The sequence below is a fragment of the Streptomyces sp. NPDC002309 genome (genome assembly GCF_053593375.1).
Genome location: NZ_JBSFCI010000017.1, coordinates 84566 through 103956, shown reverse-complemented (window position 1 = coordinate 103956; position 19391 = coordinate 84566). Strand labels below are relative to the sequence as shown.

Here is a 19391-nt window from a genome sequence, read left to right as displayed (position 1 = left end):
CGGCCCCGGGAAGGGGGTGCCGGGCGAAATCCGGACAGTGGTACGCCGTGAAACGGAACCGCGGGCCGCGGGGTCACATGAGCGGCGTCAGGAAGCGGCGCAGCGCCTCCTCGCAGCCGCCGGGGTCGACGTTCCACATGGCGTTGTGCGGGGCCTGCGGGACGGTGTGGAGGGTGACCAGATCGGGCCGGCGCTCGGCCAGGCGGCGGGAGAAGGCCCAGGGGGCCACCAGGTCGTCGGGGCCGTGGAGGATCAGGGCGGGGACGGTCAGCCGCTCGGGGTGGGCGGCCTCGTCGATGCGGTCGCCGTACAGACCGGTGCGGCCCTGGGCGGCGCGGACGGCCAGCGGCAGCAGCCGGCTCGGGGTGTGCCGGGCGGCGGCGAGCGCGCGCAGGGTCGCCTCCCAGTTGAGCACCGGGGAGTCCAGGACGAGCCCGCTGACGCGGTCCCGCAGCGAGGAGTGCGCGGCGGTGCGCAGGGCCATGGTGGCGCCGGTGGACCAGCCGTGGAGGACCACGCGCGCGGCGCCCTGGGCCGTGGCGTGGCGGAGCGCCGCGTCCAGGTCGCGCCACTCGGTCTCGCCGAGGTGGTTCAGTCCGTCCGGGGGGCGTGGGGCACCGGGGTCGCCGCGGTAGGCGAGGTCGAGCACCGGGAAGCGCAGGCCGTGCAGGAACGCCATGAGGTTCATGGGGAGTTCCCGGCCGGCGCCCAGACCGTGCGCCGTGATGATCCAGGTGTCCCGGGCGCCGGGCACGTACCAGGCGGGCAGCGGTCCGAGTTCGCCGGGGATCTCGACGTCCGTGTGGTCGAGGCCGAGGGCGGTGCCGGGGTCGCCGGTGTGCAGGCTCGGAGTGAGCCGGACCTTGTCGCCGGGCTCCAGGGTGCCGCGGGTGACGTGTTCCAGGCGGCGTACGACGGAGTCGGGCGGGTGCGGGGTGGCGTCCAGGACGGGGCCGACCACCGCGTGGGAGCCGTTGCCGGCCAGGCCGTAGCTGCCGGGGCGCAGGGAGGCGAGGGTGCGGGTGAGGGTGACGCGGCCCGCGGCCGTGCCGTGCACGGTGAGCCGCGGTTCGGTGGGCAGGGGGCGGCCGGGCGGCGCCTTCAGCGCGGCGTCACTGGCGTACCGGCCGGCGGCCACCGCTGCGGCCCCGGCCACCGTCACGGCGGTGACGGCTGCGGCCGTCGCTCTGACAGTGCGCACCCGTCCAGTGTCCGGTCCCGCCCGTCCGGCGGCCAGCGGAGCGGCTGGACGGGGTGATCCGGCGTGGTGCGCGGACGGGGGCGCCACGGGTGGCGGGGCGCGAGTGCGGGGGCGGACGTCAGGAACGGGCGGCAGGGCACGGACGTGAGAAACCGGCGGCAGGCCCGCGGACACCAAGAACGGATGGCAGAGGGCAGGTGGCAGGTGGCGCCCACCCGCCCGTCGTCAGCCCGGCTGTCCGTAGCCCCGGAGCCGCTCGCCCGCCTCCAGCAGCTGCTCCCGCGACAGCAGGGACGGCGCCAGGCCCGGCACGGTGGACGCCGTCAGCCACACACGGCACATCCACTCGAGCTGGGCCGTGCGGTCGTACGCCTGGGTGAGGGTGGCGCCGTGGGTGACGGTGCCGTGGTTCTGGAGCAGGCAGCCGGAACGGCCGGCCAGCGCGCGCAGCATGTTCTCGGCCAGCGCGTCGGTGCCGTAGGTGGCGTAGGGGGCGACCCGGACGGGGCCGCCGAGCGCACCGGCCATGTAGTGGATGACCGGGAGTTCGGGGACGAGGGTGGAGACCGCTGTGGCGTGCACGGCGTGGGTGTGGACGACGGCGCGGGCGTCGGTGGTGCGGTAGACGGCGAGGTGCATGGGCAGTTCGCTGGTCGGCACGAGCGTGCCGCGCACCTGACGCCCGTCGAGGTCGACGCCGGTGACGTCGTCCGGCGTCAGCCGGTCGTAGGGAACGCCCGACGGGGTCACCAGGACCGTGTCCCCCACGCGTACCGAGACGTTGCCGGACGTACCGACGACGAGCCCCTCGGAGACGGTCCGGCGTGCCGTGGCCATGAGTTCCTCCCAGGCCCTCGCCTCCTCGTCCGTCATGCCGCCGCCCCTCCCCCCGGCCGCGTCCCGCGCGTCGGGGACGCCTCTCCGCCCCACGGCCACCTCCCCCGCGCCGCGGGCGCCGTCCCGCTCTCCCCGTGCGCCCCGCCGCTCCCACCGCTGTTCAGCCATGCCGAGATCCTGCCAGGGCGGGTCGCCGGCATGAACCCGCGCGGACGGACCGCCGGAACGCGCGCCTCACCCTCGTCGAGGCGGCCGAGTGACCGCAATCTCTTCGACGCGTCCTGGGCCCGGCCGGCGCGGTTCATGAAGGACCCGGTGACCGTACGGGGCCGATCGCACGGCGCGAGGACCGGCGGCTCACGCGGGTGCAACCACCCCCTCTTCCGGACACCCCCACGCCCCCCTCAGTTCATCTTTCGTTCACCTAGGTTACCTACGTTCGTCCAGCCAATGACCTCGAATGATTGCCTGGGTAAATGGAAGGCATCTCGCTCATCCTCGCGATAGTGGTGGTAACCGCTCTCGCGTTCGATTTCACGAACGGTTTCCACGACACCGCGAACGCGATGGCCACCACCATCTCGACAGGTGCCCTCAGACCCAAGGTCGCGGTGGCCATGTCCGCCGTCCTCAACCTGGTCGGCGCCTTCCTCTCCGTGGAGGTCGCCAACACGATCTCCAAGGGCCTGGTCGACGAGAGCGGCATCCGTCCCGAGGTCATCTTCGCCGCGCTGGTCGGCGCGATCCTGTGGAACCTGCTGACCTGGCTGGTCGGCCTGCCGTCCTCCTCCTCGCACGCCCTCATGGGCGGCCTGATCGGTGCCACCGTCGCCTCGGCCGGAGTGGGTGCCGTCCACAGCGACGCGCTGGTCACCAAGGTGCTGATCCCGGCGGTCGCCGCCCCGCTCGTCGCGGGCCTCGCGGCGATGCTCGCGACCCGGCTGACGTACAGCCTCGGCAGGAAGGCCGACGGCCAGGCGTCCGCCAAGGGGTACCGCGCCGGCCAGATCGCCTCCGCGGGCCTGGTCTCGCTGGCGCACGGCACCAACGACGCGCAGAAGACGATGGGCATCATCACCCTCGCCCTGGTCGCGGGCGGCACCCTCGCCCCCGACTCCGACCCGCCCCTGTGGGTCGTCCTCTCCGCGGGCGTCGCCATCGCGCTCGGCACCTACCTCGGCGGCTGGCGCATCATCCGCACCATGGGCAAGGGCCTGACGGACCTTCAGCCGCAGCAGGGGTTCGCCGCGCAGACCAGCGCCGCGACCGTCATCCTGGCCTCCTCCCACCTGGGCTTCTCCCTCTCCACCACGCACTCGGTCTCCGGTGCGGTGATGGGCGCGGGGCTCGGCCGCAAGGGCGGAGTGGTCCGCTGGTCCACCGCCACCCGGATGTTCGTCGCCTGGGGTCTGACGCTGCCGGCCGCCGCGCTGGTCGGCGCGATCGCCGAGTGGGTGACGGGCTTCGGCCCCTGGGGCACCGCCCTGGTCGCCGTCTTCCTGGTCGGCTCCAGCGCCGCGATCTGGAAGATCTCCCGCCGCGAGGTCGTCGACCACACGAACGTCAACGACGCGGCCGGTGAACCGGCCGGTGTGGTGACGACGGCGATCGCCGCGGTGACGCCGCCGCCCGCCGGCCCGCCGGCGGACGACCTCACGTCCACGTTCCCCCGGCAGTCCCCGACTTCGGAGCCGACCCGCTCCCAAGCCGGCGTCTGAGCACCCCTTTCACCGAAGGAAGCAGCACAAGCATGAAGATCGACTGGGTGGCCCTCGGCTCTGTGTTCGGTGTCAGCCTCGTGGTCACGGTGGCTCTGGTGAGCCTGTTCACCCTCGGGGTCGCCGGTCTGTCACGGCGCGAACGGGCCGTGGCACGAGGGGAGTCGGCGGCACTGGCGGTGACCGGCGCGTACGCGGCGTTCGCAGCGTGCGCGGGAGCCGTGGGATACGGGATCCATCTGATCGTGGTCTGACGGCCGCCGTTCATGTCGCGCCCTGCGCGGAGCCCTCGACAAGGGCCCCGGGCAGGGCACTTGCCGTCGAGGGCCCGTGCAGGGCACTCGCCGTGCGCCGGTGACCGCGCGGCGGGCGTGAGTCCGGTGCCACCAGTGCCGCGTGGGTCTTGGCACACTTACCCCGCCGCAGGTCAAGGGCAGTTGACGGCCGTTCCGGCCCCGTGGTGGACTGCCGGGGCCATGTACGGCGGCAGGAGAGGAAGCCCGGTGTGAATCCGGCGCGGTCCCGCCACTGTGACCGGGGAGGCGACTCCCCGGGAGCCAGGAACTCTCACCGCCGGTCTAGTCGAACCAGGGCGTGGACACCCTGAGTGAGGACGTACCGCGATGCCTGGCCGCTCAGTGAGGTCCCGTACCGACTCCCTGCCCGCCCGCACGGCCGGCTGAGCCCCGTGCGTGCCGATCGCGTCTTCGCGTACGGCGCCGCCGCCGGCCTCCTGGGCGACCTGCTGCTCGGCGATCCCCGCCGCGGGCATCCGGTCGCCGCGTTCGGGCGGGCCGCCGGCGCCGTCGAGCGGGTGCTGTGGCGGGACCACCGCGGGTGGGGCGCGCTGCACGCCGTGGTCTGCGCCGGAGGCGCCGTGGCGCTGGGCGCCGCGGCCCACCGGGTCGTACGGTCCTCCCCCGCCGCCTCCGTCGCGCTGACCGGGGTCGCCACCTGGGCCGTGGTCGGCGGGGCCTCGCTCGGGCGGGAGGCCCGGGCCGTCGGGCGCGCCCTGGAGGCGGGGGACATCGAGGCGGCGCGGGCACGGCTGCCGCATCTGTGCGGCCGGGACCCGCAGGCGCTGGACGCGCGGGGGATCGCGCGGGCGGTGGTGGAGTCCGTCGCGGAGAACACCTCCGACGCCGTGGTGGGCGCGCTGGTGTGGGGGGCCGCGGGCGGGGTGCCGGGGCTGCTCGGGTTCCGGGCGGTCAACACGCTGGACGCGATGGTGGGTCACAGGTCGCCGCGCCACCTCCGCTACGGATGGGCCAGCGCGCGGCTCGACGATCTCGCCGGGTGGCCGGGCGCCCGGCTGACGGCCTCGCTCGCCGTGCTGGCGGGCGGCGACCCCCGAGGGGCCCTGCGGGCCTGGCGGGCCGACGCCGCGAAGCATCCGAGCCCCAACGCCGGGCCCGTGGAGGCGTCGTTCGCGGGGGCGTTGGGGGTGCGGCTCGGGGGGACGCTGTCGTATGCGGGACGGGTCGAGCACCGGCCCGTACTGAACGGTGGAGGGCGCGCGGTGGAGGTCGGCGACATCGAGCGGGCCGTCCGGTTGTCCCGGCGGGTCGGCCGGCTTGCCCTGGTGGCCTGCGCGGCGGGAGCGTGGCTGCGCGGGCGGCTGCCGGGGAGGTGCGCGTGAACGGCCGCGGGCTGCTGGTCGCCGGTACCACCTCCGACGCCGGCAAGAGCGTCGTCACCGCGGGGATCTGCCGCTGGCTGGTGCGCCAGGGCGTCAAGGTGGCGCCCTTCAAGGCGCAGAACATGTCGCTCAACTCGTTCGTCACCGGCGAGGGCGCCGAGATCGGGCGGGCCCAGGCCATGCAGGCGCAGGCGTGCCGGGTGGAGCCGACCGCGCTGATGAATCCCGTGCTGCTCAAGCCCGGCGGGGAAAGCAGCAGCCAGGTGGTGCTGCTCGGCAGGCCCGTCGGGGAGATGAGCGCGCGGGGCTATCACGGCGGACGGCAGCAGGCGCTGCTCGGCACCGTGCTCGACTGTCTCGCCGAGTTGCGGGGCACGTACGACGCGGTGATCTGCGAGGGGGCCGGCAGCCCGGCCGAGATCAATCTGCGCCGGACGGACATCGTGAACATGGGGATCGCCCGCAACGCCGGGCTCCCCGTGCTGGTGGTCGGCGACATCGACCGCGGCGGCGTCTTCGCCTCGTTCTTCGGGACGGTGGCGCTGCTGTCGCCGCAGGACCAGGAGTGCGTCGCCGGGTTCCTCGTCAACAAGTTCCGAGGGGACGTCTCCCTGCTGGAGCCGGGCCTGGACATGCTCCACTCGCTCACCGGGCGGCGCACCTACGGCGTGCTGCCGTTCCGGCACGGGCTCGGCATCGACGAGGAGGACGGACTGAGGGTGTCGCTGCGGGGGACCGTGCGGGAGTCCGTCGTCGCGCCGCCCGTCGGTGAGGACGTGCTGCGGGTCGCCGTTTGTGCCGTGCCGCTGATGTCGAACTTCACGGACGTGGACGCCCTCGCCGCCGAACCGGGCGTCGTGGTGCGGTTCGTGGACCGCCCGGAGGAACTGGCCGACGCGGACCTCGTGGTGGTGCCGGGGACACGCGGGACCGTACGGGCGCTGGAGTGGCTGCGCGAGCGGGGACTCGCGGCGGCCCTCGTCCGCCGGGCCGCCGAGCAGCGGCCCGTGCTCGGGATCTGCGGCGGCTTCCAGATCCTCGCCGAGCGCATCGAGGACGACGTGGAGAGCCGGCGCGGCCGGGTGGACGGGCTGGGGATGCTGCCCGTGCGGGTGCGCTTCGCCCGGGAGAAGACCCTCGCCCGGCCGTCCGGCGAGGCCCTCGGGGAGCGGGTCGAGGGCTACGAGATCCATCACGGCGTCGCCGAGGTCCTGGGCGGTGACCCCTTCCTGGACGGCTGCCGGGTCGGGCAGACCTGGGGCACGCACTGGCACGGCTCGCTGGAGTCGGACGGTTTCCGGCGGGCCTTCCTGCGCGAGGTGGCCACCGCCGCGGGCCGCCGCTTCGTGCCGGCGCCCGGCACGTCCTTCGCCGCGCTGCGCGAGGAGCAGCTCGACCGGCTCGGCGACCTGATCGAACAGCACGCGGACACGGACGCGCTGTGGCGGCTCATCGAGTCCGGCGCGCCGCAAGGACTGCCCTTCATTCCACCGGGAGCGCCCGCATGAGCACAGTGTTGTTGTTGTCGACCGCCGACACCGATCTGCTGGCGGCCCGTGCCTCCGGCGGGCCCTACCGCATCGGCAACCCGACCCGCGTCGACGCCGACAGCGAGCTGCCCGCCCTGATCGAGGGCGCGGACCTCGCCGTCGTACGACTGCTCGGCGGCAAGCGGGCCTGGGAGGACGGGCTGGCCCGGCTGCGGGCGTCGGGCATCCCCACCGTGCTGCTCGGCGGGGAGACCGTGCCGGACGCCGAACTGATGGCCGAGTCGTCCGTGCCCGCCGGCGTCGTGGCCGAGGCGCTGCGCTATCTCGTCGAGGGCGGGCCCGGGAACCTCGCCGAGCTGGCGCGGTTCCTCTCGGACACCGTGCTGCTGACGGGTGAGGGGTTCGACAAGCCGCGGCAGATGCCGGAGTACGGCGTCCGCGGCTCCCGCCCGTGTGCCGAGGGCCGCCCGACCGTCGGCGTGCTCTTCTACCGGGCGCATGAGCTCAGCGGCAACACCGCCTTCGTGGACACCCTGTGCGAGGCGATCGAGGAGAGCGGCGCCAACGCCCTTCCCGTGTACTGCGGTTCGCTGCGCGGCGCCGACGCCGGGCTGTACGGGATCCTCGCGAAGGCCGACGCGCTCGTCGCCACCGTGCTCGCCGCCGGCGGCACCCACGCCTCGCATGCCTCGGCGGGCGGCGACGAGGAGGCGTGGGACATCGGGGCCCTCGCCGACCTCGACATCCCCCTGCTGCAGGGGCTGTGCCTGACCTCCTCGCGCGGCGCCTGGGCCGAGTCGGACGCCGCCCTGTCCCCCATGGACGCGGCGATGCAGGTCGCGATCCCGGAGTTCGACGGGCGCCTGATCACCGTGCCGTTCTCCTTCAAGGAGCAGGGCCCGGACGATGTCCCGGTCTATGTCGCCGACCCCGAGCGGGCCGCGCGCGTCGCCGGGATCGCCGTAAGGCACGCCCGGTTGAAGCACCTGCCGAACGCCGAGAAGAAGCTCGCGCTCGTCTTCACCGCGTACCCGACCAAGCACTCGCGCGTCGGCAACGCGGTGGGCCTCGACACGCCCGCGTCGGCCGTCCAGGTGCTGGACGCGCTCAAGCAGGCGGGCTACTCGCTCACCGAGTACCCCGACAACGGCGACGAGTTGATCCACCGGCTCATCAACGCCGGTGGCCACGACGTCGAATGGCTCACCGAGGAGCAGCTGGCCGCCGCGCCCGCACGGGTACCGCTCGCCGACTACCGGGCGTGGTTCGACAAGCTCGACCCTCAGCTGCGGGAGGGCATGCTGGAGGCGTGGGGCGAGCCGCCGGGCAGCCTCTACGTCGACGGGGACGAGATCGTGCTCGCCTCCCTCCAGTTCGGGAACGTCGTCGTGATGATCCAGCCGCCGCGCGGCTTCGGGGAGAACCCGATCGCGATCTACCACGACCCCGACATGCCGCCGTCGCACCACTACATGGCGGCGTACCGCTGGCTCGACAACTCCTTCGGCGCCGACGCGATCGTCCACATGGGCAAGCACGGCACCATGGAGTGGCTGCCGGGCAAGGGGCTCGGGCTGAGTGGCGGGTGCGCGCCGGACGCGGTCCTCGGCGACCTGCCGCTGGTCTACCCGTTCATCGTCAACGACCCCGGCGAGGGCACCCAGGCCAAGCGGCGCGGGCACGCCACCGTCGTCGACCACCTCGTACCGCCGATGGCGCGGGCGGACACCTACGGCGACCTCGCCAAGCTGGAGCAGCTGCTCGACGAGTACGCGCTGGTCTCCGACCTGGACCCGGCGAAGGCGCCGGCGGTGCGCGCGCAGATCTGGACGCTGGTGAAGGCCGCCGAGCTGCATCACGACCTGCGGGTGGACGAGCAGCCGGACGACGACACCTTCGACGAGTTCGTGATGCACATCGACGGCTATCTGTGCGAGATCAAGGACGTGCAGATCCGGGACGGCCTGCACGTCCTGGGCGGTGGGCCCGTGGGTGAGCCGCGGGTGAACCTGGTCCTCGCGGTGCTGCGGGCCTCGCAGGTGTGGGGCGGGCAGGCCGACGCGCTGCCGGGGCTGCGGGCCACGCTAGCCGCGCACTTCGGGCTGGTGGAGAAGGAGTTGCTGGCCGAGCCGGGGGCGCCGGTGAAGGTGCCGGTGGAGCTGACGGAGCTGGTGGACGGGCCGGCGCGGTCGGCCGCCGACGCGATCGATCTGCTCGAGCAGCTGTGCCGGCGGTTCGCACAGGGCATGGAGGACCGGGGGTGGGCGGCGTCCGGGAGCGGGGCCCTGGTGCGTGAGGTGGTCGGCACCGGCCTCCCGGACACCGAGGCCGTGCTCACGTTCGCCTGCACCGAGGTCGTGCCGCGCCTGGCCCGCACCACCGACGAGATCGGCCACATCCTCAAGGCGCTCAGCGGCGGTTACGTGCCGGCCGGCCCGTCGGGTTCGCCGACCCGCGGTCTGGTCAACGTCCTGCCGACCGGGCGCAACTTCTACTCCGTGGACCCCAAGGCCATCCCGTCCAGGCTCAGTTGGGAGGTCGGCCAGTCGCTGGCGGACTCCCTGGTGCAGCGCTACCTCGCCGACAACGGGGAGTACCCGAGGTCCGTGGGCCTCACCGTGTGGGGCACCTCGGCCATGCGCACCCAGGGTGACGACATCGCCGAGATCCTCGCGCTGCTGGGCTGCCGTCCGGTCTGGGACGACGCCTCGCGCCGGGTGAACGGCTTCGAGGTGGTGCCCCTGGCCGAACTGGGCCGGCCCCGCATCGACGTCACGGTGCGCATCTCGGGGTTCTTCCGGGACGCGTTCCCGCACGTCGTCGGGCTGATCGACGACGCGGTGCGGGCGGTGGCCGAGCTGGACGAGCCCGCCGGGTCCAACTACGTGCGGGCGCACGCCGACGAGGACACCGCCGCGCACGGCGACCGGCGGCGCGCCACCGCCCGCGTCTTCGGCTCCAAGCCGGGCGCGTACGGGGCCGGGCTGCTGCCGCTGATCGACGCCCGCAACTGGCGCTCCGACGCCGACCTCGCCGAGGTGTACGCCGTCTGGGGCGGCTACGCCTACGGGCGCGGGCTCGACGGGCGGGCGGCGCGCGGGGACATGGAGACGGCGTTCCGGCGGATCGCGGTCGCCGCGAAGAACGTCGACACCCGCGAGCACGACCTCGTCGACGCCGACGACTACTTCCAGTACCACGGCGGCATGGTCGCCATGGTCCGGCACCTCACGGGCACCTCCCCCGAGGCGTACGTCGGTGACTCGGCCACCCCCGACCAGATCAGGACCCGCACCCTCGGCGAGGAGACCCACCGCGTCTTCCGCGCCCGCGTGGTCAACCCGCGCTGGATGGCGGCGATGCGGCGGCACGGCTACAAGGGCGCCTTCGAGATGGCCGCCACCGTCGACTACCTCTTCGGCTACGACGCCACCGCCGGGGTCGTGGACGACTGGATGTACGAGAAGCTCAGCGCGGAGTACGTGTTCGACCCGGAGAACCGGGACTTCATGAAGCAGTCCAACCCGTGGGCGCTGCGCGGCATCACCGAGCGGCTGCTGGAGGCCGCCGACCGGGGCCTGTGGGCGGAGCCGGACGCGCGGACGCTGGAGCGGCTGCGCACCACCTACCTCGAACTCGAAGGCGATCTGGAGGGCGACGACAAGTGAGCACCCCCTTTCCGTTCACGGCCGTCGTCGGCCAGGACGACCTGCGCCTCGCGCTGCTGCTGAACGCCGTGTCGCCGGCGGTCGGCGGCGTGCTCGTCCGCGGTGAGAAGGGCACGGCCAAGTCGACGGCGGTGCGGGCGCTGTCGGCGCTGCTGCCGGAGGTCGGCGTGGTGCCCGGCTGCCGCTTCTCCTGCGACCCCGCGGCACCGGACCCGGCCTGCCCGGACGGCCCGCACGAGCCCGGCGCGGGGGCCGGCCGGCCGGCCCGTGTGGTCGAACTGCCCGTCGGTGCCTCCGAGGACCGGCTGGTCGGGGCGCTCGACATCGAGCGGGCGCTCGCCGAGGGAGTGAAGGCCTTCGAGCCCGGGCTGCTCGCCGACGCGCATCGCGGCATCCTCTACGTCGACGAGGTCAACCTGCTCCACGACCACCTGGTCGACCTGCTGCTGGACGCCGCCGCGATGGGCGCCTCGTACGTCGAGCGCGAGGGTGTCTCCGTACGGCACGCCGCGCGGTTCCTGCTCGTCGGGACCATGAACCCGGAGGAGGGGGAGCTGCGGCCGCAGCTCCTCGACCGGTTCGGGCTGACCGTCGAGGTCGCGGCCTCGCGGGAGCCGGACCAGCGCGTCGAGGTCGTGCGGCGACGGCTCGCGTACGACGACGATCCGGGCGGTTTCGCGGCGCGTTGGGCCGCCGAGGAGGCGGACGTGCGCCGGCGGATCGTCGCGGCACGGGAGCTGCTGCCGTCCGTGCGGCTGGACGACGGGGCGCTGCGCCAGATCGCGGCGACCTGCGCCGCCTTCGAGGTGGACGGCATGCGGGCCGACATCGTGATGGCCCGCACCGCCACCGCGCTGGCCGCGTGGGCGGGACGGACCGACGTGCTGGCCGAGGACGTGCGCCGGGCCGCGCTCCTCGCGCTGCCGCACCGGCGCCGCCGCAATCCGTTCGACGCGCCGGGCCTCGACGAGGACAAGCTGGACGAGACGCTTCAGGAGTTCGCGGACGGCGACGACGATCCTGATCCGGACGGCGACGGCCCGGACGGCGACGGTCCTGGCGGCGACGGTCCTGGCGGGGGCGGCGGGCAGCCGGCACCGGACTCCGGGCCGGGGGGCGGTGACACGGGCGCGCGTCCCGAGGCCGGGAAGGACGGTGAACCGCGGCCCTCCGGCGCGGGCGAGCAGTCCCCGGCACGGGCCGCGGAGCCGTTCCGCACCAAGGTCCTGAGCGTGCCCGGTATCGGCGAGGGCGCGGCCGGGCGGCGCTCGCGGGCGCGTACGGAGCACGGGCGCACGACCGGGGCGCGCCGCCCCCGGGGAGCCCTGACGAAGCTGCACCTGGCGGCGACCGTGCGGGCGGCGGCGCCGCATCAGCGGGCGCGGGGCCGGACCGGGCGGGGTCTGGTGGTGCGCCGGGACGATCTGCGCCAGGCGACGCGCGAGGGGCGCGAGGGCAATCTCGTGCTGTTCGTGGTCGACGCCTCCGGGTCCATGGCGGCCCGGCAGCGGATGGCGGCCGTGAAGGGGGCCGTGCTGTCGCTGCTGCTGGACGCGTACCAGCGGCGGGACAAGGTGGGCCTGGTGACCTTCCGGGGGGCCGGCGCCGACGTCGCGCTGCCGCCCACCTCGTCCGTGGACGCGGCGGCGGCCCGGCTGGAGTCGCTGCCGACGGGGGGCCGTACACCGCTCGCGGCCGGTCTCCTCAAGGCGTACGACGTGCTGCGCGTGGAACGGCTGCGGGACCCGGCACGGCGGGCGCTGCTCGTGGTGGTGACCGACGGACGGGCCACCGGCGGGCCGGAGCCCGTGGCGAACGCCGGGCGGGCGGCGCGCCTGTTCGCCGCCGACGGGGTCGCCTCGGTCGTCGTGGACTGCGAGTCGGGGCCCGTGCGGCTCGGGCTCGCGGGGCGGCTCGCGGGTGAGCTGGGCGGTACCGCGGTGACGCCGGCCGAACTGCGGGCCGACTCGATCGCCGGGCTGGTCAGGGATGTGCGGGGCGCCGGGTCGAGGAGGGCCGCGTAATGCCGCAGGGACAGCCGAGCGTCGTCCCCGACGACGGTCTGACGACACGTCAGCGCAGGAACCGTCCGCTGGTCGTGGTGCACACGGGCATCGGCAAGGGCAAGTCCACCGCCGCCTTCGGGCTGGCGCTGCGGGCCTGGAACCAGGGCTGGCCGATCGGGGTGTTCCAGTTCGTCAAGTCGGCGAAGTGGAAGGTCGGCGAGGAGAACGCGCTGCGGGTGCTGGGCGCCAGCGGCGAGGGCGGGTCCGTCGACTGGCACAAGATGGGCGAGGGGTGGTCCTGGGTCCAGCGGGACCTCCAGGGGGACAACGCGACCAACGAGGAGAAGGCCCGCGAGGGCTGGGAGCAGGTCAAGCGGGACCTCGCCGCCGAGACGTACAAGCTGTACGTGCTGGACGAGTTCGCCTATCCGATGCACTGGGGGTGGGTCGACGTCGACGAGGTCGTGTCGGTGCTGCGGGAGCGGCCCGGGACCCAGCATGTGGTGATCACCGGGCGGAACGCGCCGGAGAAGCTCGTCGACCTCGCCGATCTCGTGACCGACATGTCCAAGGTCAAGCATCCGATGGACGCCGGGCAGAAGGGGCAGAGGGGCATCGAGTGGTGACGTCCGTGCCCCGGCTGGTCGTCGCCGCGCCCTCCTCGGGGAGCGGCAAGACCACCGTCGCCACGGGGCTGATGGCCGCGTTCGCCGCGCGGGGGCTCGCCGTGTCCCCGCACAAGGTCGGGCCGGACTACATCGACCCCGGCTACCACGCGCTCGCGACCGGGCGGATGGGGCGCAACCTCGACGCGTACCTGTGCGGGCCGGAGCTGGTCGGGCCGCTCTTCGCGCACGGGGCGCGCGGGTGCGACCTCGCCGTCGTCGAAGGGGTGATGGGGCTGTACGACGGGGCCGCCGGGGAGGGGGAACTGGCGTCCACGGCGCAGGTCGCGAAGTTGCTGCGGGCGCCGGTGGTGCTGGTGGTCGACGCGTCGTCGCAGTCCCGGTCGGTGGCGGCGCTGGTGCACGGGTTCGTCTCGTGGGACCCGGAGGTACGGGTCGGGGGCGTGATCCTGAACAAGGTCGCGTCGGACCGGCACGAGGAGTTGCTGCGGGAGGCGCTGGAATCGGTGGGGGTGCCGGTGTCCGGGGTGCTGCGAAGAGTGCCTCAGGTGGAGACCCCCTCCCGGCATCTGGGCCTGGTGCCGGTCGCCGAGCGGCGGGCCGCGTCCGTCGAGGCGGTGGCCGCGATGGCCGCGCAGGTGGAGGCGGGCTGCGATCTGGAGGGGCTGCTGCGGCTGGCGCGGGGCGCGGGTGCGTTGCCGTGCGCGACCTGGGATCCGGCCGAGGCGTTGCTCTCCTCGCCCCCGCCGCCCCTGCCCGTCCGGTCCTCCACGGGCTCCGGCCCTTCGACCCCGCCGGGGGGCTCCGCCCCCTGGACCCCCGCTTCGGGGACCACCGCCCCCGTGCCCCCGCTCGGGCCCGAACGGCCCCGTCCTCGAACGCCGGACGGGCCGGTCGGTGCCGGACCGCGTACGAGGGTCGCCGTCGCCGGAGGGGCCGCGTTCACCTTCTCCTACGCCGAGCACGCCGAGTTGCTCGCCGCCGCCGGGGCCGAGGTCGTGGTCTTCGACCCGTTGCGGGACGAGGCGCTGCCCGACGGGACGCGCGGACTGGTCGTCGGCGGCGGGTTTCCCGAGATGTACGCCGGGGAGCTGTCGGCCAACGAGCCGCTGCGCGAGGCCGTCGCGGCGCTCGTGGAGCGGGGCGCGCCCGTCGCCGCCGAGTGTGCCGGGCTGCTGTACCTGTGCCGGGAGCTGGACGGCCTGCCGATGTGCGGGGTGCTGGACGCGAAGGCGCGGATGTCGCAGCGGCTGACGCTCGGATACCGGGACGCCGTCGCCGTGAACGACAGTGTGCTCGCGGCGGCGGGCACACGGATGCGGGGGCACGAGTTCCACCGCACGGTCGTCGAACCGGCGGCCGGGCCGGCGCCCGCCTGGGGGGTGCGCGCCCCCCGGCCGCGCGTCGAGGGTTTCGTGGAGCGCGGTGTGCACGCGAGCTATCTGCACACGCACTGGGCGTCGGCGCCCGGTGTCGCCCGTCGGTTCGTGGAGAGGTGCCGGACGTCATGAGCAGCAGGCTGGTCGGAGTGGGGGTCGGGCCGGGCGATCCCGAGCTGGTGACGGTGAAGGGGGTGAACGCCCTGCGCGCCGCCGAGGTGGTCGTCGTACCGGTGATGGCTGCGTCGGACGGCGAAGACGGCGGTGAGCGGGGTCGCGCCGAGGCGACAGTGCTGCACTACGTGCCGGTGGAGAAGGTCGTCCGGGTCGTCTTCGCGCTGAACGAGCGGACCGACCGGGCCCGGCGCGAGGCGGCGTGGGACGCGGCGGGCGAGCGGGTCGCCGGGCTGCTGCGGCGCCACGGCCACGTCGCGTTCGCCACGATCGGGGACCCGAACGTGTACTCCACGTTCACCTATCTCGCCCAGACCGTCGCCGCGTCGGTCCCCGGCACCGTGATCGGGACGGTGCCCGGCATCACCGCCATGCAGGACCTCGCGGCGCGGTCGGGTGCGGTGCTGACGGAGGGGACCGAGCCGCTCACGCTGGTGCCGGTGACCGCCGGTGCCGCCGTGCTGAAGGACGCGCTGAACGGGCCGGGGACCGTCGTCGCCTACAAGTTCGGGCGGCAGGCGGCCGAGGTCGCCGAGGCGCTCCGGGAGACCGGCCGTCTCGAAGGTGCCGTCTGGGGGTCGGCGCTCGGGCTGCCGGAGGAGTCGGTCCGGCCGGCCGCCGAACTCGACGGGGCGCCGCTGCCGTATCTCTCCACCCTCATCGCGCCCGCGCGGCGCGACGGTGGGCGGGGCGGCAAGCTGTGACGCTCCCCCGGTCATTCGGCGATGCCCACCACCAGCCAGATGAACGCCGCTCCCCCGACCGTGCACAGCAGGGTCGGGCCGGCGGCGTGCTTGTGGTGGGCCTCGGGGAGGATCTCGGCGGCGGCCAGATAGAGCAGCGCGCCGCCGAAGAGGCCGAGATAGCCGCCGAGCACGGGCTGCGGGACGGTGACGAGCAGGGTGCTCGCCGCGCCGACGACGGGCGCCACCGCGTCCGCGAACAGCATCGCGACCGCCCGGCGGCGGGCGTTGCCGTACAGGGTGGTGAGGGTGAAGGTGTTGAAGCCGTCCGCGAAGTCGTGGGCGATCACCGCGAGCGCGACCGCCACTCCCATGCCCTCGCCGATCTGGAAGGCGGCGCCGATCGCGACGCCGTCCATGGCGCTGTGCGCGACCATCGCGCCGGCGGCCGTCAGGCCTACCTCGGGGGTGCGCCCGTGCTCGTCGGCGCCGTGCGCCGCGCGGCGCGCCGCCAGCAGCCGCTCCACTCCGTGGGCCAGCAGGAAGCCGGCCACGAACAGGAGCAGGGCGACCGGCACGCCGTGCACCTCGGTGCCCGCCGCCGCGAGTGCCTCCGGCAGCAGGTCCATGCCGACCACGCCCAGCATCAGGCCGCCGGCCAGGCCCAGCACGAGGTGACGGCGGTCCGTCACACGCTGCGCCGTCCAGCCACCCGCCAGCGTCATGAGGAACGCGCCCAGCGCGACGAAGACCGCCATGCGCCCTTGCTATCCGATCAGTACGCGCTCGCGCACATCCGGCCGCACGCGCGTTGACTTCCGCACGAGAGGACTCGAACCCATGGCCGAAGCCCCCACCGGCAAGGTGACCTTCGTCGGTGCCGGCCCCGGCGCCGCCGATCTGCTGACGTTCCGTGCCGCGCGTGCCATCGCCGAGGCCGACGTCGTGATCTGGGCCGCGAGCCTCGTCCACGAGGACGTTCTCACCCACGCCCGGGAGGGCGCCGAGATCCTCGACTCGGCGGCGATGTCGCTGGAGGACGTCGTGGCCGTGTACGAACGGGCGCGCGCCGAGGGTCTGAAGGTGGCCCGCGTCCACTCCGGCGACCCCGCCCTGTGGGGCGGGACGCAGGAGCAGGCCGACCGGTGCGCCGCGCTCGGCATCGCGACCGAGATCGTGCCGGGCGTCTCCTCGTTCTCCGCCGTCGCCGCGATCGCCGGGCGGGAGCTGACGATCCCGGAGGTGGCGCAGTCCGTGGTGCTCACCCGGCTCGGCGGCGGCAAGACGCCGATGCCGCCCGGTGAGGAGGTGCGCGAGTTCGCCCGGCACGGCACCACGATGGCGGTCTTCCTGTCGGCGGCCCGCAGCGGGCAGTTGGTGCGGGAGCTGCTGGAGGGCGGCTATCCGACGACGACCCCGGTCGTCGTCGCGTACCAGGCGACCTGGCCGGAGGAGCTGGTCGTGAAGTGCACGATCGGGACGCTGGAGGAGACGGTGAAGGAGCACAGGCTCTGGAAGCACACCCTCTTCCTGGTCGGGCCGGCCCTCGACGCCCACGGCACCCGCTCGCACCTCTACCACCCGGGCCACTTCCACGGCTTCCGCAAGGCCGACCCCGAGGCCCGCCGGGCCCTGCGCGACAGGGGTGCGAGCACATGATCGGGGTCGCCGGCACGGGCAGCAGAACGCCTGCGCCGCACGACGTGGCCGCCGGCGCGGGGCACCTCGCCGGGAGGCGGCGGGCCGGCGCCGCGGCTCCCCGTGCCGGGGCGCGGATGGCGCGCGGCGCGGTGGACCGGGCACCGGCCGGGCCCGACCGGAACGACGCGGCGTCCGGCGGCGGCCGGGAGCGCGAACTGCCCGTGCCGGTGACCGGGTGCGCGCGACGGGCGGTGGCCGCCGCGCCGGCGGCGTCCGACCGGGAACCCGCGGCGGGGTTCCCCGGCGACGGCGTGCCGTCGCCGTCGTCGCGGCTCACCTCGCGGCCGGGTGCGGTGAGCCGTCCCGGGGCCGCCGACCCGGTCCTCCCGCCGCGGGGCGTCCGGCCTCCGGCTCGTACCGAAGGAGTCGTTCGGTGATCGGTCTCATCTCCGCCACGGCGAACGGAACGGCGGCACGGGACCGGCTGGCCGCGGCCTGGCCGGACCGGACGCGCGTGTACCCGGGGCCCGTGGGCGACGCCGTGCGGGCCGCGTTCGCGCAGTGCGAGCAGCTGGTGTGCTTCCTGGCCACGGGCGCGGTGGTGCGGCTCGTCGCCCCGCTGCTGGGCGACAAGGCGTCCGACCCCGGGGTGGTGTGCGTCGACGAGGGCGGCCGGTTCGCGGTGTCCCTGGTGGGCGGGCACGGCGGCGGCGCCAACGAACTCGCCCACGAGGTAGGCGGGTTGCTGGGCGCCGAGCCGGTGATCACCACGGCGACGGACTCCGTCGGGCTGGCGGGCCTGGACACCCTGGGCCTGCCCGTGGAGGGTGCCGTGGCGGCCGTGTCCCGGGCCCTGCTGGACGGCGAACCGGTGGCCCTGCGGGCCGAGTTGCCCTGGCCGCTGCCCGCGCTGCCGGTCGCCGCGGAGGGGACCCGCGTCATCCGGGTCACCGACCGTGCCCTGGAGCCCGGGGAGGACGAGGTCGTGCTGCGGCCGCCGTCCCTCGTCGTCGGTGTCGGGGCGTCCAGGGGAGCCCCCGCCGACGAGGTGCTCGCCCTGGTCGAGGGCGCCCTGCGCGAGGCCGGTCTCTCCCCTCGCAGCATCGCCGAACTCACCACCGTCGACGCCAAGGCCCGGGAACCCGGGATCGTCGCCGCGGCCGGGCGGCTGGGCGTCCCCCTCGTGACGCACCCCGCCGAGCGGCTGGCGGCCGTGCCGGTCCCCAACCCGTCCGACGCGCCCCTCGCCGCCGTCGGGACCCCTTCCGTCGCGGAGGCCTCGGCGCTGCTCGGCGGGGGTGAACTCCTGGTCCCCAAACGGAAGTCGGCGATGGCGACCTGCGCGGTCGTACGGCGGCCCGCGCGCGGCCGGCTCGCGGTGGTCGGGCTCGGGCCCGGGGCCCGCGATCTGCTCACCCCGCGCGCGCAGGCGGAGCTCCGCCGCGCCTCGGTGCTCGTCGGTCTCGACCAGTACGTCGACCAGATCCGCGATCTGCTGCGCCCCGGGACCCGGATCCTGGAGTCCGGCCTGGGCGCCGAGGAGGCGCGGGCGCGGACGGCCGTCGAGGAGGCGCGCAAGGGGCACGCGGTCGCCCTGATCGGCAGTGGTGACGCGGGCGTGTACGCCATGGCCTCCCCGGCGCTGGCCGAGGCGTCCGACGACATCGACGTGGTCGGCGTCCCCGGCGTGACGGCCGCCCTCGCCGCCGGCGCGATCCTCGGGGCGCCGCTCGGGCACGACCACGTCTCGATCAGCCTGTCCGACCTGCACACCCCGTGGGAGGTCATCGAGCGGAGGGTGCGGGCCGCCGCCGAGGCGGACCTCGTCGTGACGTTCTACAACCCGCGCAGCCGGGGCCGTGACTGGCAGTTGCCGAAGGCGCTGGCGATCCTGGCCGGGCACAGGGCTCCGGCGACGCCCGTCGGCGTCGTGCGCAACGCCTCCCGGCCCGACGAGTCGAGCCTGCTCACCACCCTCGCCGCACTCGATCCGGCGACGGTCGACATGATGACGGTCGTGACGGTGGGCAACACGGCCACCCGGAAGATCGCGGGGCGTATGGTGACTCCGCGCGGCTACCGTTGGCAGCGGGAGGAGTCCCGGTGAACCGCGCGGTCCACCCCGTCGAGCAGTCGGTGTTCCGGCCGCGCGATCGGCTCGGCACCGCGCGCTCCCTCCGCACGCACGGGCAGTGGTGGAGCGGGTGACCCACTCCGCCGCCGCGTCCCGGGCGGCGCCGCGCGGGAGCGGACCGCCCGCCGTGCGCGCCGAGTTCCGGGAAGTGCGGCCCGGCGGTCGCCGCAACGCCACGCCCAACACCCGGCCGTA

Annotated in this window: 14 protein-coding genes and 1 riboswitch; of the genes, 11 read left to right on the top strand and 3 right to left on the bottom strand. The window is 74.8% G+C overall.

Annotated elements, in window-relative coordinates; all coding sequences use genetic code 11:
* Positions 1-73: 73 nt before the first annotated feature.
* A complete protein-coding gene (locus ACWCPM_RS16505) occupies positions 74-1201 on the bottom strand; it encodes an alpha/beta hydrolase family protein (protein WP_450976869.1) in 1128 nt (375 codons plus the stop codon).
* Between the two features lie 225 nt (positions 1202-1426).
* Positions 1427-2206: a class II aldolase/adducin family protein gene (locus ACWCPM_RS16500; protein ID WP_450976868.1), complete on the bottom strand. Its 780-nt coding sequence runs from the start codon at positions 2204-2206 to the stop codon at positions 1427-1429.
* A gap of 308 nt (positions 2207-2514) precedes the next feature.
* On the opposite strand from ACWCPM_RS16500, the gene ACWCPM_RS16495 reads away from it, so the two are divergent.
* From ACWCPM_RS16495 to cobI, 9 genes are all read left to right on the top strand, one after another.
* Positions 2515-3756 carry an anion permease gene (locus ACWCPM_RS16495; RefSeq protein ID WP_450976867.1) on the top strand — a complete coding sequence of 414 codons (1242 nt, stop codon included), beginning with the start codon at positions 2515-2517 and terminating at the stop codon, positions 3754-3756.
* Positions 3757-3788: 32 nt separating this feature from the next.
* Positions 3789-4010 (top strand): hypothetical protein, encoded by a 222-nt coding sequence (locus ACWCPM_RS16490; protein WP_450976866.1) that lies wholly within the window; start codon positions 3789-3791, stop codon positions 4008-4010.
* 190 nt (positions 4011-4200) lie between these two features.
* A riboswitch (cobalamin riboswitch) is annotated at positions 4201-4342 on the top strand.
* A 102-nt stretch (positions 4343-4444) separates the two neighbouring features.
* The gene (locus ACWCPM_RS16485; RefSeq protein WP_450976865.1) at positions 4445-5395 is read left to right on the top strand and encodes a cobalamin biosynthesis protein; all 951 of its coding nucleotides are present in this window, start codon (positions 4445-4447) and stop codon (positions 5393-5395) included.
* Positions 5392-6903 carry a cobyric acid synthase gene (locus tag ACWCPM_RS16480; protein ID WP_450976864.1) on the top strand — a complete coding sequence of 504 codons (1512 nt, stop codon included), beginning with the start codon at positions 5392-5394 and terminating at the stop codon, positions 6901-6903. Before ACWCPM_RS16485 ends, ACWCPM_RS16480 begins: the two co-directional genes overlap by 4 nt.
* Positions 6900-10553 carry a cobaltochelatase subunit CobN gene (gene cobN / locus ACWCPM_RS16475; protein WP_450976863.1) on the top strand — a complete coding sequence of 1218 codons (3654 nt, stop codon included), beginning with the start codon at positions 6900-6902 and terminating at the stop codon, positions 10551-10553. Before ACWCPM_RS16480 ends, cobN begins: the two co-directional genes overlap by 4 nt.
* Complete coding sequence (locus tag ACWCPM_RS16470) at positions 10550-12577, top strand: putative cobaltochelatase (RefSeq protein ID WP_450976862.1); 2028 nt, start codon at positions 10550-10552, stop codon at positions 12575-12577. The genes cobN and ACWCPM_RS16470 overlap by 4 nt, the downstream gene beginning before the upstream one ends.
* Positions 12577-13185 carry a cob(I)yrinic acid a,c-diamide adenosyltransferase gene (gene cobO, locus ACWCPM_RS16465; protein ID WP_450976861.1) on the top strand — a complete coding sequence of 203 codons (609 nt, stop codon included), beginning with the start codon at positions 12577-12579 and terminating at the stop codon, positions 13183-13185. Before ACWCPM_RS16470 ends, cobO begins: the two co-directional genes overlap by 1 nt.
* Positions 13179-14696, top strand: coding sequence for a cobyrinate a,c-diamide synthase (locus ACWCPM_RS16460; RefSeq protein WP_450976860.1), 1518 nt, complete (start codon positions 13179-13181; stop codon positions 14694-14696). The genes cobO and ACWCPM_RS16460 overlap by 7 nt, the downstream gene beginning before the upstream one ends.
* The gene (gene cobI / locus ACWCPM_RS16455) at positions 14693-15442 is read left to right on the top strand and encodes a precorrin-2 C(20)-methyltransferase (protein ID WP_450976859.1); all 750 of its coding nucleotides are present in this window, start codon (positions 14693-14695) and stop codon (positions 15440-15442) included. The genes ACWCPM_RS16460 and cobI overlap by 4 nt, the downstream gene beginning before the upstream one ends.
* Before the next feature lie 11 nt (positions 15443-15453).
* On the opposite strand, the gene ACWCPM_RS16450 is transcribed toward cobI, so the two are convergent.
* Positions 15454-16179 carry a ZIP family metal transporter gene (locus tag ACWCPM_RS16450; protein ID WP_450976858.1) on the bottom strand — a complete coding sequence of 242 codons (726 nt, stop codon included), beginning with the start codon at positions 16177-16179 and terminating at the stop codon, positions 15454-15456.
* A gap of 82 nt (positions 16180-16261) precedes the next feature.
* On the opposite strand from ACWCPM_RS16450, the gene cobM reads away from it, so the two are divergent.
* Both cobM and cobJ read left to right on the top strand, forming a co-directional pair.
* Entirely contained in the window at positions 16262-17080 is an 819-nt protein-coding gene (gene cobM, locus ACWCPM_RS16445; protein WP_450976857.1) for a precorrin-4 C(11)-methyltransferase, read from the top strand.
* A gap of 415 nt (positions 17081-17495) precedes the next feature.
* Positions 17496-19169, top strand: a complete 1674-nt coding sequence (gene cobJ / locus ACWCPM_RS16440; protein WP_450976856.1) for a precorrin-3B C(17)-methyltransferase — start codon at positions 17496-17498, stop codon at positions 19167-19169.
* Positions 19170-19391 lie beyond the last annotated feature (222 nt).